Origin of the sequence: Cytobacillus sp. SAFR-174, assembly GCF_051964675.1 — a bacterium.
Taxonomy (GTDB): domain Bacteria; phylum Bacillota; class Bacilli; order Bacillales; family Cytobacillaceae; genus Cytobacillus.
This window is the reverse complement of record NZ_JBQCMZ010000010.1, coordinates 138,153-152,925: the sequence shown is the minus strand read 5'-3', so window position 1 is coordinate 152,925 and position 14,773 is coordinate 138,153. Positions and strand designations below refer to the sequence as shown.

General features: G+C 41.1%; 15 protein-coding genes and 1 rRNA gene. 7 read left to right on the top strand and 9 right to left on the bottom strand.

What is annotated here, in order from left to right; translation table 11 throughout:
* Nucleotides 1-149 (bottom strand): 16S ribosomal RNA (locus ACTHRG_RS12500); the annotation flags it as partial.
* 335 nt (nt 150-484) lie between these two features.
* Entirely contained in the window at nt 485-1,423 is a 939-nt protein-coding gene (locus tag ACTHRG_RS12495) for an alpha/beta hydrolase (RefSeq protein WP_440231273.1), read from the bottom strand.
* 127 nt (nt 1,424-1,550) lie between these two features.
* Between ACTHRG_RS12495 and ACTHRG_RS12490 the strand changes: the two genes are divergently transcribed.
* Nucleotides 1,551-1,877: a hypothetical protein gene (locus ACTHRG_RS12490; RefSeq protein ID WP_076258432.1), complete on the top strand. Its 327-nt coding sequence runs from the start codon at nt 1,551-1,553 to the stop codon at nt 1,875-1,877.
* Between the two features lie 52 nt (nt 1,878-1,929).
* Here ACTHRG_RS12490 and ACTHRG_RS12485 read toward each other — a convergent pair whose 3' ends face one another.
* Entirely contained in the window at nt 1,930-2,259 is a 330-nt protein-coding gene (locus tag ACTHRG_RS12485; protein ID WP_061793047.1) for a winged helix-turn-helix transcriptional regulator, read from the bottom strand.
* Between the two features lie 281 nt (nt 2,260-2,540).
* Between ACTHRG_RS12485 and ACTHRG_RS12480 the strand changes: the two genes are divergently transcribed.
* From ACTHRG_RS12480 to ACTHRG_RS12465, 4 genes are all read left to right on the top strand, one after another.
* Nucleotides 2,541-3,740: an MFS transporter gene (locus ACTHRG_RS12480; protein ID WP_076258454.1), complete on the top strand. Its 1,200-nt coding sequence runs from the start codon at nt 2,541-2,543 to the stop codon at nt 3,738-3,740.
* A 16-nt stretch (nt 3,741-3,756) separates the two neighbouring features.
* Nucleotides 3,757-4,590, top strand: coding sequence for an aldo/keto reductase (locus ACTHRG_RS12475; protein ID WP_076258429.1), 834 nt, complete (start codon nt 3,757-3,759; stop codon nt 4,588-4,590).
* Between the two features lie 151 nt (nt 4,591-4,741).
* Nucleotides 4,742-5,206 (top strand): CBO0543 family protein, encoded by a 465-nt coding sequence (locus ACTHRG_RS12470; RefSeq protein ID WP_076258426.1) that lies wholly within the window; start codon nt 4,742-4,744, stop codon nt 5,204-5,206.
* Nucleotides 5,207-5,211: 5 nt separating this feature from the next.
* Nucleotides 5,212-5,724, top strand: coding sequence for a hypothetical protein (locus ACTHRG_RS12465; RefSeq protein WP_076258424.1), 513 nt, complete (start codon nt 5,212-5,214; stop codon nt 5,722-5,724).
* Between the two features lie 32 nt (nt 5,725-5,756).
* Here ACTHRG_RS12465 and ACTHRG_RS12460 read toward each other — a convergent pair whose 3' ends face one another.
* The 4 genes from ACTHRG_RS12460 to ACTHRG_RS12445 form a co-directional block, all read right to left on the bottom strand.
* Nucleotides 5,757-7,385, bottom strand: coding sequence for an ATP-binding protein (locus ACTHRG_RS12460; protein ID WP_076258422.1), 1,629 nt, complete (start codon nt 7,383-7,385; stop codon nt 5,757-5,759).
* Between the two features lie 142 nt (nt 7,386-7,527).
* On the bottom strand, nt 7,528-7,869 hold the full coding sequence (locus ACTHRG_RS12455; protein ID WP_076258420.1) for a zinc ribbon domain-containing protein YjdM: 342 nt from the start codon (nt 7,867-7,869) through the stop codon (nt 7,528-7,530).
* Complete coding sequence (locus ACTHRG_RS12450) at nt 7,862-8,644, bottom strand: hypothetical protein (RefSeq protein WP_076258418.1); 783 nt, start codon at nt 8,642-8,644, stop codon at nt 7,862-7,864. The genes ACTHRG_RS12455 and ACTHRG_RS12450 overlap by 8 nt, the downstream gene beginning before the upstream one ends.
* Before the next feature lie 3 nt (nt 8,645-8,647).
* Complete coding sequence (locus ACTHRG_RS12445) at nt 8,648-8,977, bottom strand: PadR family transcriptional regulator (RefSeq protein WP_076258416.1); 330 nt, start codon at nt 8,975-8,977, stop codon at nt 8,648-8,650.
* Between the two features lie 588 nt (nt 8,978-9,565).
* On the opposite strand from ACTHRG_RS12445, the gene ahpC reads away from it, so the two are divergent.
* Both ahpC and ahpF read left to right on the top strand, forming a co-directional pair.
* On the top strand, nt 9,566-10,129 hold the full coding sequence (ahpC, locus tag ACTHRG_RS12440; protein ID WP_009335870.1) for an alkyl hydroperoxide reductase subunit C: 564 nt from the start codon (nt 9,566-9,568) through the stop codon (nt 10,127-10,129).
* A 14-nt stretch (nt 10,130-10,143) separates the two neighbouring features.
* A complete protein-coding gene (ahpF, locus tag ACTHRG_RS12435; protein WP_076258412.1) occupies nt 10,144-11,673 on the top strand; it encodes an alkyl hydroperoxide reductase subunit F in 1,530 nt (509 codons plus the stop codon).
* Between the two features lie 161 nt (nt 11,674-11,834).
* Here the strand turns inward: ahpF and ACTHRG_RS12430 are convergent, their stop codons facing one another.
* Together ACTHRG_RS12430 and ACTHRG_RS12425 are read right to left on the bottom strand one after the other, a co-directional pair.
* Nucleotides 11,835-13,193: a 6-phospho-alpha-glucosidase gene (locus ACTHRG_RS12430; RefSeq protein ID WP_076258409.1), complete on the bottom strand. Its 1,359-nt coding sequence runs from the start codon at nt 13,191-13,193 to the stop codon at nt 11,835-11,837.
* Nucleotides 13,180-14,751: a PTS transporter subunit EIIC gene (locus ACTHRG_RS12425; protein WP_076258407.1), complete on the bottom strand. Its 1,572-nt coding sequence runs from the start codon at nt 14,749-14,751 to the stop codon at nt 13,180-13,182. Before ACTHRG_RS12425 ends, ACTHRG_RS12430 begins: the two co-directional genes overlap by 14 nt.
* Nucleotides 14,752-14,773: the final 22 nt, after the last annotated feature.

The following is a 14,773-nucleotide window of genomic DNA, read 5'->3' as shown; positions in this document are numbered from 1 at the left end:
TTATCCCAGTCTTACAGGCAGGTTGCCCACGTGTTACTCACCCGTCCGCCGCTGACTTCAGGGAGCAAGCTCCCATCTGTCCGCTCGACTTGCATGTATTAGGCACGCCGCCAGCGTTCGTCCTGAGCCAGGATCAAACTCTCCATATAAGAGTTGATTAAGCTCTGTTTGTCTTTTCGAAAAAGACTAATGATTAAACGTTGACGTTTCTGTTTTGTTTAGTTTTCAAAGAACTAATGTGCTAACTTCTTTCGAAGTGACAACGATATTCATCTTATCATCTTCTTTTAAGTAAGTCAACAGCTTTTTTACTTTTTTCTATTCAATATTCAAACAGATAAAAAGTTTCATTGCCGCTGAGCGAATAACCCTTAGCGACAAAAACTATCTTACAATAATTTATGACCTAAAGTCAATACTTTATATAAAAAAATTGCATACGCCATAATTTTTCTCAAAACCATGCGCATGCATCTTTTCGTCTTTAGAGAATATACCTCTGTGTCCATTCTTCAATTATGTCCAGCATTTCAGCGCTCAGCGGCTTTGAAAGACTTCTTTTATAAATCGACTTCAGCTTTAGCATAGAAGTTTCCTCTTCCTGATCTCTAAGAAGATGGTTCATATTCGGGACTTTAAAGCTCTCAGCTGGGCCATTCACTTTTTCAGCAAAAAGATGCACATGCTCAGGATCCACTTGAACATCTTTATTACCGGTAATAGCAAGAACGGGACATGTAATTGCAGCCAAATCTTCTTCCATATTATATTGAAAGTGCTCTCTTGCCCATTTTGCATTGATCTTTGTAAATCCCTTTTTCATTACTGCCTCTTCTGATTCCATCATTTCATCGAAAATTTTCTTTTGTTTGGAAGCAGCCGTTTTATGAACTTTTAAGGCACGGAGAATAACTCCATTAAATCCTTTCATCACTTTAACTTCCTCTTCCAGCAGTTTTACTTGCAGCTCAGATGCATTCCTGACATTTTCCGCGTGACCGGCAAGAAAGATAATACCTGCAGCTTCCGCCTTCTTATTAATAGGAGGAATTAATGTACATCCTTCACTGTGACCCAGCAGAAAAATTCTTTTATGGTCAATTTCCGGCAGTTCGAGAGCCGCCTTTACAGCTGCTGCTCCGTCGTTAACTAAATCCCACATGCCTGTTTGATAAAAGTCACCGCCGCTCACACCGGCTCCCCGTTTGTCATATCTAAGAACCGCCACCCCAAGGGATGCAAAAAACTCAGCAAGCATCTTATAAGCATTCATATGCATAACCTTCGCATTGCCTTCCCGGTCAACAGGGCCTGAACCATGAATTATAATAATAAGAGGAAGCTTTCCTTCTGACTCCTTCGGAAAACTCACTGTCCCCTTTATTTTTACATCTGTATTAAATTCGAACTCACGTTCTTTCATTATGAGTACCCCCAATTAATGACTTTACTTATGAGACGCTTATTAATAAATATCGTTCAGTTTTTTAATTATTTTTTTGAGGCAATACTAAGAGCAATTCTTATTCGTATTAGAAAGGGCTGATTTTATGCCAAGGAAAGCAGCATCAGCAGACAGCGGGGAAGAGACCAAGAAGGATACTGAAGCACCATCAAATACCCCTATCACAAAAAATGAGGATGACATCAGCAAGCTAAATCGGATGCTAGCTTCTGTTTTAAATTATCTATCGGATGATGAGGTAGAAGAAATCGATATCGAGTATCTGCTTGCAAATACGGAAGGACTGCGGGAATGGTGGAAGCAATACAGGGAAAATAATAAGAAACAAATCGAGGAAGAAATTAAGAAGTCACTTGGCTCATTATCGCTTGAGGAGCTCGAGAGTATCCGCGAACAAATAAAGAGTAAATAGCTTTGCCATTAAAAAGGACTCGTTTGCCTATAGCATACGAGTCCTTAACTTTTTATTGTTCCACAAGCTCTCCGCCTGTTAACTCAATATGTCCTTCTCCCCAGTTGCACATCGCATCCAGGATCGGGCGAAGTGACCATCCGTAATCTGTTAGTGAATATACAACCTTAGGGGGCACTTGATCATAAACAGTGCGGTTTACAACTCCATCCTCTTCAAGTTCGCGAAGCTGCTGAGTCAGCATTTTTTGCGTAATCCCAGGCATAAGGCGTTTAAGCTCACTGGTTCGCTTTTCACCTTTAATTAAATGACACATAATTACAACTTTCCACTTCCCGCCAATCACATCTAAAGTAGCTTCTACCGGAATATTGTAAGCCAACTTCCTTCCCCCTCTTTTTGATAGGCACTAGAAAGTACCTACATTACTTTAAAGTGCGTACTATTCATTTCGAATCATGCCATCCATAATAGCATAAGGAAGCATAAAACAACATGGTGAAATTGACCATAGGGTACTTTTTAGTGCCTGCATTACTTTAAAGTACGTACTGTTCACTATGTTTGACATGCTCCATACTATCTATCATAAGATTGCATGGCCAAGGCGCCTGGCTATACTTTCTTAACTGCTATTACTTTAATAAGGAGGATTCATTGCTGATGAATTCAATTGCAATAAATAGACAAAAAGAAAAAGGCAGTACTCCAGCCCTTTTTGCACTCGCAATCAGTGCATTCGGCATAGGGACCACAGAGTTCGTGCCTGTAGGGCTTTTATCTACCATATCAGGTGATTTGGGAATATCCATTACATTGGCCGGTTTATTGATTTCCGGTTATGCCATGGGAGTTGCCATTGGTGCACCTGTACTAACTGCTTTAACCAGTAAAATGAACAGAAAGTATTTGCTTATGTCATTAATGGTTTTATTTATCATCGGAAATTCTGTCGCAGCCATGTCTTCATCTTTTGCCCTTTTGCTTGCTGCGCGTTTTATAACAGCTTTTTCACACGGCATCTTTTTCTCAATTGGTTCGACCATTGCTGCTGATTTAGTTCCTGAAAATAAACGGGCCAGTGCGATCGCCTTTATGTTCACCGGCTTGACTGTAGCAACCGTGACAGGTGTACCGCTCGGAACGTTTATTGGACAGATATTTGGCTGGAGAGCCACCTTCTGGGGAGTGGCTCTGTTAGGGATAATTGGGATTATCGCCAGTGCCATACTGATTCCTGCAAATCTTAAACAAGCACCAGCTTCCAAGTTTAGTGAACAGCTGAAAATTTTAAACAGCGGAAAACTGCTTTTAGCATTTAGCATTACTGCACTCGGATACGGAGGAACTTTTGTAGCTTTTACCTATCTGACACCCCTTCTCGAAGATGTAACAGGGTTTAGCGCAAAATGGGTCAGCATTATTCTGCTTGCTTACGGAGTGGCCGTGGCTATTGGCAATGTTCTTGGCGGAAAAGCTTCTGACAAAGATCCATTAAAAGCGTTATTTTGGATGTTTACTCTGCAAGCCATTATTTTGGGCCTTCTCACTTTTGCAGCACCTTTTAAAATTCTTGGGCTTATTGCTATTTTTCTAATGGGCTTATTTGCTTTCATGAATGTGCCAGGCCTTCAAATTTTAGTGGTAAACCTGGCTGAGAAATATGTTCCTTCAGCTGTCAATGTGGCTTCCGCATTAAATATCGCAGCGTTTAATATCGGGATTGCTATCGGCTCATTTGCCGGCGGACTGATTGTCGACTCTATCGGCTTAATTCACACACCCTGGATTGGCGGAATAATGGTGCTTGGGGCCGTATTTCTGACGGGATGGCTAAAAAAACTTGAGAAACAAATTGACTAATTAAGGAGTGACTTATATGAATAAACTATCTTTATCTGCTACTGCAGCACTTGCAAATGGAGTTAACATGCCCAGGGTTGGCCTTGGTGTATTTAAAGTGGAAAAGGAAGAAGAACTAATAACAGCTGTTAAAGCAGCAATTGAGATTGGATATAGAAGCATCGACACAGCTTCCATCTACGGCAACGAGGAATGGGTCGGAGAAGCCATCCGCCAGTCTGACTGTAATAGAGAGGAACTTTTTATCACTTCAAAAGTGTGGAATTCCGACCAGGGCTACGAAGCAACTCTTAAGGCGTTTAACACCTCATTGGAAAAAATGAGGCTTGAATATCTTGACCTTTATTTGATCCATTGGCCTGTTGAGGGGAAATACACGGAAACTTGGAGAGCACTGGAAGATTTATATAAAGAAGGCAAGATCAAAGCGATTGGCGTCAGCAACTTTCAGATCAGCCATTTAGAAAATCTATTGAAAGCAGCTGAGGTCAAACCTATGATTAACCAAATTGAATTGCACCCGAAATTGGCTCAAACTGAACTTCGCGCCTTTGCTGCCAAACATAACATGCATATTGAAGCGTGGGCTCCACTAATGCAAGGCGGATTATTCGAAAACGAGGTCCTGACTGAAATGGCTGAAAAACACGGAAAATCCATTGCCCAAATTGTCCTGAGGTGGCACCTGCAAAACGGCATTATCGTCATCCCTAAGTCAACAAAACCTCATCGCATAGAAGAAAATGCAGGTTTATTTGATTTTGAACTATCTCAGCAGGACATGGAATTGATTAATTCCTTAGATGAACATTTACGCGTCGGCCCAGACCCTGACAATTTTGATTTCTAAATATACCGACGAGGAGCAGCAAGCTCCTCGTCTTTTCTTATCAATAACTTGATCAGGTTACTTAATAAAACAGCCTTTAATGAACAAGATAAAAAGAAACAATCTAAGTCGTTTGAAAAAGAGCCAGAGAGACAAAGGGGGTTCCTGCATAATGATTTTTCTTATATACCTCATGATCAATATGTTCGTATTGTTTCTTTTTATTAAACTAAAGAAACATCTGCATATTTTGGAAGTCCTCGTCTATTGGATGGTGAGCTCGTATCTTTTTCAAAATCTTTCAGCCCTATGCTATATGAACTTCAAAACTCTCGTCATTCCGGAACAACTGAGCTATGAATTCGCCCATTTTCTTAATCGTATTTTGCTTTTCCCTGCATTGATGGTCCTTTTTTTGAACTATTTTCTTATCCAGAAAACATACAAGAAAAAGCTCCTTTTAATCATCTTTTTTATCTTGATCTTAGGCGGGCTGGAATGGCTTGGGCATACAGCTGGAGTGCTGATTCATGTTCATTGGAAAATTTGGTGGTCATTTACTTTTTGGCTGGTGTCACTACTGGCATTAATCGGCTTTATGAAGTTTTTCCGCAAAATCCTATATAGAGGGGATTAGACTTTATGAATGTAACATTTGATTGGAATGAATGGTTCTTTATTATATCTTCCGCAATTGCCATACTCTTATTTCTGCCGATCCGTAAGTACTTCCCCCCCGTTTTAGTAACGGTCATATGGATTTATAACCTTGCATTGGTTGCAACCATTGATTACTTTCTCCTGGCCACGCCTTTTCAGATGTATCTATTTGGTGACAACCCTACTTATGAACTATCGGGGGCCCTCTTTCATTTTTTTATGTACCCTTGCTCTGCTTTGCTGTTTTTATTTGGCTTTGACCGCTGGGAGCTATATGGCAAAAAGTCTATTTGGTACATACTTGGCTGGAGTGCCTTTTCCCTATTCTTCGAATGGCTTACTGTTAAAAATCATGCACTGATCTATACAGGATGGAAGCTGGTCTATTCAATCCCGGTTTATCCGGCAGCGGCTGTCATGCTCATTATTGTGTTTCGCTTTGCAAAAAAGAGACTTATGGATCCCGAGCTTGAAGGTTCTTCCAAGATAAATTGAAAAAAGCAGGGACTCCCCCTGCTCTTTTCAATTTATTTAATTGTTTTTAAAAGCGGCAATGTAATCTCTATTAAAGTACCTTCACCAATCTTGCTTTTATATACAATGCTGCCATGATGCTGCTTAATGATCTTATGGCAAATCATAAGTCCAAGACCTGTCCCTTTTTCTTTTAATGTATAAAAAGGTTCACCCAGTCTCGGCAGAAATTCGTCAGGTATTCCGCACCCCTGGTCCTGGAATGAGACAATACATTCCCCGTCATTATTACTCTTGAGGGAAACCTCAATCTCCCCTCCGTCATCCATAGCTTCCATGGCATTTTTTAAGATATTCAAAAAAACCTGTTTGATTTGATTTTTTTCACATAATATCAAAAAATCACTATCTGCAAAATTCAGCTTAAACTGGATTCCGTTCATATTTGCCTGCGGAGATAATAAATCGACTGTATTCTCAATAATATCCGTTAACTTAGCTGTGTCCATTTGTATGGCCTGAGGTTTTCCAAGCGAAAGCATTTCAGTGGTGATATTTTCAATGCGCTCAAGTTCGCTTAGCAGCAATTCATTAATTTGGCTATTGCCGCTCTTATAAAGCTGCAGAAACCCTTTAATGGTTGTAAGCGGGTTTCTGATTTCATGGGCAACCCCGGCTGCAAGCTCCCCGACAATCGATAATTTCTCAGACTGCAAAAGAAATCCCTCTGCTTTTTTTCTCTCAGAAATATCCCTGCTAATCATGACGACATGCTCGATTACACCATTTTCACCTTCAACCGGCATACAAAGTGATTCAAATTCTATCCAATGGCCTTCTCTATGCTTTAGGCGGAACTCCATAGCCATTCTCTCATTATTCTCAAATATCCTTTGCATGCCTGCCTGAAATTTTTCCGATTCATCAGGATGAAGAACAATATCCACTTCCATCTTTTGCAGTTCGGTCACTTCATATCCTAAGACGAACTCATGAGACGGAGATAGATAACTCAAACTGCGATCCCTGTCCATGACAGCGATAAGGTCTGATGTATTTTCAGCGATTAACCGGTACTTAGACTCACTTTCTTCCAGCGTTTTTTCCATCCGCTTTTTTTCTGTGATGATTCGAATCAGCCTTTCATAGGATTCAATCAGCAAACTCCCAACAATGACACCAAGACCCACAAACAGAAGATATTGCAGATGAAAAATCGGGCTGTCTCTAAAAACGTTAAAAATGATAGGCACCGTTATAATATAAATGACACAATACACACCATATAATATGACCGTTTTTTTAACCGCCTTATGGTGCTGGGTATATCTATGTATGACAGTGAAAGCAATCAAAATAAGCAGCAGCCCTATTACAGCAGGCAGCCAATTCTCACTGACTGCAAGCCTTGTGACAAGAGCAATCATTGCGGTAATAAAACCTGCTCCCGGTCCCAAATAGGAAAACACCAAAATCAGAATGGCATATCGAATATCATAGGAATAACCCTGCTCGTTAAAAGATAAACCCACTAGAATGACAGAAATAATGCCTGCATATATGCCGCCCAAAAGATGCAGGTCCTTAAGCGGTTTATGACTCATAAACGAGCGGAGAATTAAAGGCACACTGACCAGTAATGAAAAAATGGAGAGATTGACAATGTAGTCTAATAGTATCAAGGAGGTTCCCACCTATATTGAGAAATTCTTAATATTCTTTCTTTATCATAAACCAGAGGTGATGACCTTTCCACTACTATTTTAGTACCCGCAAAAGGAAATGTAAAAAAGGCCAATCCAGGGAAGGAAAGGCCTTTTTTCGCTATACTTTCTTCACAAACTCCGATTTCAGCTTCATGGCGCCAAAACCTTCGATCTTACAGTCAATATCATGATCGCCCTCCACCAGGCGAATATTTTTCACCTTGGTTCCAATCTTAATTACAGAAGAAGTGCCTTTCACTTTAAGATCCTTAATGACGGATACCGTATCTCCATCAGAAAGGACATTTCCATTAGAATCCTTAATCACCTTTTCGTTCTCAAGACTGTTGATTTCGGATTCCGCTGTCCACTCATGTGCACACACAGGACAAACTAAGAGCACCCCATCCTCGTACGTATACTCTGAACTGCATTTTGGGCAATTAGGCAAACTAGACATTTCGTTTTCCTCCATTGTTCAGCATTTTTTTCCGTTTAGCTATGAAAACCAATACCATTATAGCCGCTATAATAACGAATGCAATAACAGTATATAAGATGTATGTTTGATTTTCATTCACATCCTGTGGAATAAACCGGTTCGCAATAGGACCCACAGATATTAAAAAGGGAATTATAATCGTAAACCATGTTTTTGTATAAATAGCAGAAACAATAAATATAACCGCACAAACAGCCACAATTACATTATTCTGTATGGGGGTTGCTGTAAAAATCGGTTCAAAACCCTGTTTCTGATTCCAAAGTAAAACCATCACCATTATGCCTGTCATAGCAGCGCCAGTTCCTAAAAGAAGAACCGTACTCCACTTGGAATGAAGAAATTTAGGAAGCACTCTGAAAATCAGAACACCATAACCTCCGACTGCGATTACTCCTGCGATAATAGCGATCCAAAGTATACCTTTGGATAAAGAAAAGTTCCCTTCAATTGCAGGGCCTATGCTGACATAAGCACCCAGCATAAGAATCATCAGCGGCACCAGTCCCGCCACCTGACGATAATCGGTAGTCATTGATTCTCCGATGCTTTTCATATATCGCTTTGGGCTATCCCCGATAATATGAGACACATCTTTCCCATCGGCTTCAGCTTCCATTAAATGCACTTCAAGCTCTTCTGTTATTTCATTTATCTCATCATCGTTTTTTCCTTTTGACATCAGGTAAAAACGAAGCTCTGTCAAAAACTGTTCAGACTCTTTTGAGACCATTGTTTATATCCCCCTTTTATTCAATACATTCTCAACAGATGAACTTACCTGTTCCCAGCGCACAATAAACAGGTCCAGCTCCTGTTCCCCTTTTTCAGTTAATGTGTAATATTTTCGTTTAGGTCCAGCCGTTGACTTTCGCAATGTAGCACTGATCAGCTCTTCCTTTTGCATACGCAGAAGCAGCGGATAAATTGTGCCCTCGCTCAATGAGCGAAATCCATATGACTCCAATTTCGCCGCCAGTTCATACCCATATATCTCCCCTTCTTTAATGATAGCTAATAGACAACCGTCCAAAATTCCCTTTAACATTTGCGTGGTATCTGACATTCACCTTACTCCTTCCACTACCTTGTATTACAAGATAATCACCTGCAGTTAAATACCTTGCAATACAAGATATACTTTTAATATAACCCCTCACTATATTGTAATGCAAGGTATTTTTATAAAAATAGGAAATTTATTACCATTTGATTAATCAATTTTACCTTGCATGTCGATTGTTTTCAGCCAAAGAGGGAATAATAATTCAATGCGGACCAGCCGCTGCTTAACTCATGCTTAATCACATTCTCAATTATATACTTAAATCTCATATTAGTTGAGATTATCACAGGCAAAAAAAAGGTAATAATGATAAGAAAGAGTTATACTGTTTTTAACGGAATCAAGGCTGCTTTTAAAGTTCCATTCCGAACTGATATCACCTATAAAAAAAGCGGAATTTATATTGGCTTCCTATCTGTGCATTTAAAGTTTCCGCCAACCAGGCGAAAAGGGACAAAGTTCACAGCTTTTCCCTTGACAAAAAAATCAACGTATATGATAATTATTACCGAATTAGAATTATTATTAAATAGTTCGCTATTTAATTAATAATCATATCACTCAACCATTTTAAGGAGGAATTTAATCATGGCATTAATCGGTTCAGAAGTACTACCATTCGCAGCAAAAGCTTACCATAACGGTGATTTCATCGATGTTACTGAAGAAAACTTCAAAGGAAAGTGGAGCGTAGTATGCTTCTACCCTGCAGATTTCACATTCGTATGCCCTACTGAATTAGAAGACCTTCAAAATGAATATGCAACTTTAAAAGATATGGGAGCAGAAGTTTATTCTGTATCAACTGATACTCACTTCACTCATAAAGCATGGCACGATAATTCAGAAACAATCAACAAGATTGAATACGTTATGATTGGTGACCCTAACCAAAGAATTTCCCGCAACTTCGAAGTTCTGAACGAAGAAGATGGACTTGCAGAACGCGGAACATTTATCATCGATCCAGATGGCATCATCCAAACTGTTGAAATCAACGCTGGCGGAATCGGCCGTGACGCAAGCCAGGTTGTAAGCAAGCTTAAAGCAGCTCAATATGTACGCAACAACCCAGGTGAAGTTTGCCCGGCTAAGTGGAAAGAAGGATCTGAAACACTTAAGCCAAGCCTTGATCTAGTAGGTAAAATCTAAGGAGCACGATAATCATGTTACTTGATGCAGATATTAAAGCACAATTAGCTCAATATCTTCAGATGATGGAGGGCGACATCCTTCTAAAAGTCAGCGCTGGGTCAGACAAAGTATCCAGCGACATGCTGGCTTTAGCAGATGAGCTGTCCAATATGTCCTCTCACATTAAAGTTGAGCGTACTGAATTACAAAGGACGCCAAGCTTTAGTGTAAATCGTCCAGGTGAAGATACTGGCATTACCTTTGCAGGCATTCCTCTTGGACATGAATTTACTTCCTTAGTGCTTGCTCTGCTTCAAGTTAGCGGAAGAGCACCTAAGGTTGACCAGAAAGTCATCGACCAGGTGAAGAAGATTGAAGGCGAATATCGTTTTGAAACTTATGTCAGCTTAAGCTGCCACAACTGCCCTGATGTAGTACAGGCTCTTAACGTCATGAGTGTTCTTAACCCTAATATTTCACACACTATGATTGATGGTGCTGCTTACAAAGAAGAAGTAGATGCTAAAGAAATCATGGCAGTGCCGACAGTTCTTTTAAATGGCGAATCATTCGGCAGCGGCCGTATGTCCCTTGAAGAAATTCTGGCGAAAATGGGATCAGGCCCTGATGCATCAGAATTTGCAGATAAGGATCCTTATGATGTGCTTGTCATTGGCGGCGGCCCTGCTGGATCTAGTGCTGCCATCTATGCAGCACGCAAAGGTATTCGCACGGGCATCGTTGCTGAACGCTTTGGCGGCCAGGTCATGGATACTTTAGGCATCGAAAACTTCATTAGTGTGAAGCACACAGAAGGACCTAAGCTTGTTGCAAGCCTTGAAGAACACGTGAAAGATTATGGCATCGATGTCATGAATCTGCAGCGTGCCAAGAGACTTGAAAAGAAGGACCTTGTTGAAATCGAACTTGAAAACGGTGCTGTTCTGAAAAGTAAATCAGTCATCCTTTCAACTGGTGCACGCTGGAGAAACGTCAACGTGCCAGGCGAAGCAGAGTTCAAAAACAAAGGGGTCGCTTACTGCCCTCACTGTGATGGACCATTATTTGAAGGCAAAGATGTAGCTGTTATCGGCGGAGGCAACTCCGGTGTTGAAGCAGCGATTGACCTTGCAGGGATTGTTAACCATGTAACGGTTATCGAATTCAATCCTGAATTGAAAGCAGATGCCGTTCTGCAGGAACGCCTGAACAGCCTTCCTAACGTAACGGTTGTTACAAATGCTCAAACAACTGAAATTACCGGAACTGACAAAGTAAACGGTATTTCATACATGGATCGTGAGACAGAACAAACACATCATGTTGAACTGCAAGGTGTGTTCGTCCAAATCGGCCTGGTTCCTAACACAGATTGGTTAGGCGACCAGATCGAGCGTACCCGCTTCGGCGAAATCGTTGTAGACAAGCGCGGTGCCACAAACATCCCAGGTGTATTTGCTGCAGGAGACTGTACAGACAGTGCCTATAAGCAGATCATTATTTCTATGGGATCCGGCGCTACCGCAGCTCTTGGTGCGTTTGACTATCTGATCCGAAATTAATTTCCAACCTAAAACCGCTTACTGCTTTTGGCAGGAGCGGTTTTTTTATTTCATTATTTACTCTCCATTGCCACTGCCTTAGAAAACTGCTTTCACCTATTTCAATCAAACGTTTGATTAAAAAAAGAAGCACAGACATAGCCTGTGCTTCACCATTTTTATCAATGTACCAATAAACCTTCTTTGTACTTTTTCTCAAGCGTTGGCCAATACTCCTTGTTGGCTTCGATAAGATCATCCAGTATCTTTTTCGCCACAATGGCAGATGGAATCGTCTTGTTAAGTGTAAATGCCTGCAAGGCTTTTTCATAAGATCCTTCTGTTATGGCCTCCACCAGAATTTTCTCTGATGCCAATTGCTGTTCGATCATGGCTTTGTGGAAGCACGGTATTTCTCCGACATACTCAGGAACAGGTCCCTTATTGGTAATTAGGGCAGGCACTTCAATCATGGCATCTGCCGGCAGGTTAGGAATGGTTCCTTTGTTTTCTACCATTACGAGATAGCGTTTTGCCAGATTCTGTGCAATGGAAACAGTGACATCAACAATAAAGATTCCGTGTACACCAACATGGAATGCATCGTCCAGGATGCCAGTCTCCTCAAACTTACTGACCGTTTCAAATAATGATTTTTCTCTGCCAGCCATAACCTCATTTGCACGGGTATACTCTTTGTTTGAGTTCTCTACAATATAATCCGGCAGCAGGTAATACTGCAGATAAGGGTTCGGAATGTAATCCGGGAAGAAATCCATTATCGGCTTGATGTTCTTAAATGTCTTGATCCAGGATGAATCGGCATGACGATAGTCGATTTTAGAAATGTCCTCTGTCAGCAGACCCCATTTGCTGATATGCTTACGAAGCTCAGGAAGACGGTCAACTCCATCCACTTCAACTTTTGTAAACCAGCCGAAGTGGTTTAAACCAAAGTAATCTACCACAAGGTCTTCTCTTTCAACCCCAAGGATCCCCGCCATGTTGCGCATCGTTGCCACCGGCATGTCGCAGATGTTAATGACCTTAGCATTGGGACGCAGTTTGCGAACCCCTTCCGCTACAATGGAGGCAGGATTTGAATAGTTGACAATCCAGCATGATTCCTTCGCATATTTCTCTACAAAATCAATAAGCTCAACCATTGGGAAAATTGTTCTTAAACCATATGCCAGTCCGCCTGGCCCACATGTTTCCTGGCCGACCACATTGTGTGACAGAGGAATTTTTTCATCCAATTCCCTCATTGCATATTTGCCGACACGCATTTGTGCAAACACAAAGTCTGCATCTTCAAATGCTGTTTCCGGGTCGGTTGTCTCGGTTATATTAATAGAATCTGTATACTCTGCAATAACCGCTTTGGCTGCAACTACTACCTTCGATTGACGCTCTCCATCAATATCGTAAAATCTGATTTCAGATAGCGGTAAATCTTCTAATCTATCCATTAAGCTTCTCACAATACCTGGTGTATATGTGCTTCCGCCGCCAGCAATCGCCAGTTTATACGTTTTCATAGTTAAGTCCTCCCAGTTTTTGATCGACTTGATCCCGAACAGATTTTACATTTAGTCCATATACAACCTGAACGTTGTTGCCTGACTTGATGACACCTTTTGAACCGGTTTCCTTTAACATCTGTTCATCCACTGCACTTGGATCCTTTAAAACAAGTCTCAATCTTGTATAACAGTTATCAACATTTTCGATATTTCCGCTTCCGCCAAGTGCCGTTACAATTGTCTCTCCAAGAGGAGATCCTGCTGAGGCATTTCCTTTTGCCTGAATGCCTGCGGGCTGAACCTCTGCTTCTGTCCCTTCTTCACGGCCAGGTGTCTTAAGGTTGAATTTCAAAATCAGGAATCTGAAGATGATAAAGTATGCTGCAAACATGATCAATCCTACGACAATGAACATCGGCCAATTAGACTTCTCCGTGCCAAGCGGCAAGTTATAAAGAAGGAAGTCAATAACACCATTTGCACCGATGGCATGAACACCAAAGATGTTTAAGAGCATCATTCCTGCACCGGCCAGAACGGCATGGATAAAGAACAGGATTGGAGCGGTAAATAGGAACGCAAATTCAATCGGCTCCGTTACCCCAAGCAGAAATGACGTGACAGCTGCCGGAAGCAGAATCGCTTTTGCCATTGCTTTTTTATTTTTATCAGCTGTAACGTACATGGCTAAAGCTGCGCCAATTAAACCGAACATCTTTGCCAGGCCGCGTGCATCCCAGTTCACTGTGCTGCTTAATACAGCCACACTTGGGTCAGCCATTTCCGCAAAATAAATATTTCTTGCACCATGGACGACTTCGCCTGCTACTGTTGCCGTTCCGCCTAATTCTGTATATAAGAACGGTGTATAAACGAGGTGATGAAGTCCTGTCGGAATCAGGATTCTTTCCAGGAAACCATAGATAAGGAAACCAAAGTCTCCTAGACTTCGAATACCATTAGCCAGTGCAGTAATACCATTCTGGACAATCGGCCAAAACTCTGCTGCAAGAGCACCTAAAATCATCGCACTTGGGATTGCCAAAATGGCGACAAAGCGGTGACCTGAATAGATGGAAAAAACGCCTTTAAATTCTGTATCGCAATATTTATTATGAAGAACACCAACTAAAGCTCCGATTAAGATACCTGCAAAAACACCCATTTCCAGAACTTGAACATTCAATACCATTGCCTGTCCGGAAATCTGCATTGCTTCTGCTGGAACTAAACGCTCTGAAAGATTCAGAACCTGATGCATCGCATTAATAAAAATGACAAAGGTTACTAATCCTGTTAATGCTGCATAACCTTTATCCTTCTTTGCCAAGCCGATCGGAATGCCGACCGCAAAGATCAGGGCGAGATTCTGAAGTATGGAAACTGCCGAAGAAGAGATAAACTTCCCGACATTTTGTATCATCGGATTTTCAAGAAATGGGACGTACTGTGCCAGATTTCCGTTACCAAAAACATTACCAAAAGCAATGAAAAGACCAATGATCGGTAATAGTAAGATCGGGGCAAACAAGGATTTTCCAAATAGCTGGAGACCATTCACCACTTGTTTCATAGTTGTCTTCCTTTCTAAGTAA

Coding starts and splice junctions, on each gene's coding strand:
- ACTHRG_RS12495 (WP_440231273.1), bottom strand. CDS start 1,423: ATGAAAGAACGTGAGTTCGAATTTAATACAGATGTAAAAATAAAGGGG.
- ACTHRG_RS12490 (WP_076258432.1), top strand. CDS start 1,551: ATGCCAAGGAAAGCAGCATCAGCAGACAGCGGGGAAGAGACCAAGAAG.
- ACTHRG_RS12480 (WP_076258454.1), top strand. CDS start 2,541: ATGAATTCAATTGCAATAAATAGACAAAAAGAAAAAGGCAGTACTCCA.
- ACTHRG_RS12475 (WP_076258429.1), top strand. CDS start 3,757: ATGAATAAACTATCTTTATCTGCTACTGCAGCACTTGCAAATGGAGTT.
- ACTHRG_RS12470 (WP_076258426.1), top strand. CDS start 4,742: ATGATTTTTCTTATATACCTCATGATCAATATGTTCGTATTGTTTCTT.
- ACTHRG_RS12465 (WP_076258424.1), top strand. CDS start 5,212: ATGAATGTAACATTTGATTGGAATGAATGGTTCTTTATTATATCTTCC.
- ACTHRG_RS12455 (WP_076258420.1), bottom strand. CDS start 7,869: ATGTCTAGTTTGCCTAATTGCCCAAAATGCAGTTCAGAGTATACGTAC.
- ACTHRG_RS12450 (WP_076258418.1), bottom strand. CDS start 8,644: ATGGTCTCAAAAGAGTCTGAACAGTTTTTGACAGAGCTTCGTTTTTAC.
- ACTHRG_RS12445 (WP_076258416.1), bottom strand. CDS start 8,977: ATGTCAGATACCACGCAAATGTTAAAGGGAATTTTGGACGGTTGTCTA.
- ahpC (WP_009335870.1), top strand. CDS start 9,566: ATGGCATTAATCGGTTCAGAAGTACTACCATTCGCAGCAAAAGCTTAC.
- ahpF (WP_076258412.1), top strand. CDS start 10,144: ATGTTACTTGATGCAGATATTAAAGCACAATTAGCTCAATATCTTCAG.
- ACTHRG_RS12430 (WP_076258409.1), bottom strand. CDS start 13,193: ATGAAAACGTATAAACTGGCGATTGCTGGCGGCGGAAGCACATATACA.
- ACTHRG_RS12425 (WP_076258407.1), bottom strand. CDS start 14,751: ATGAAACAAGTGGTGAATGGTCTCCAGCTATTTGGAAAATCCTTGTTT.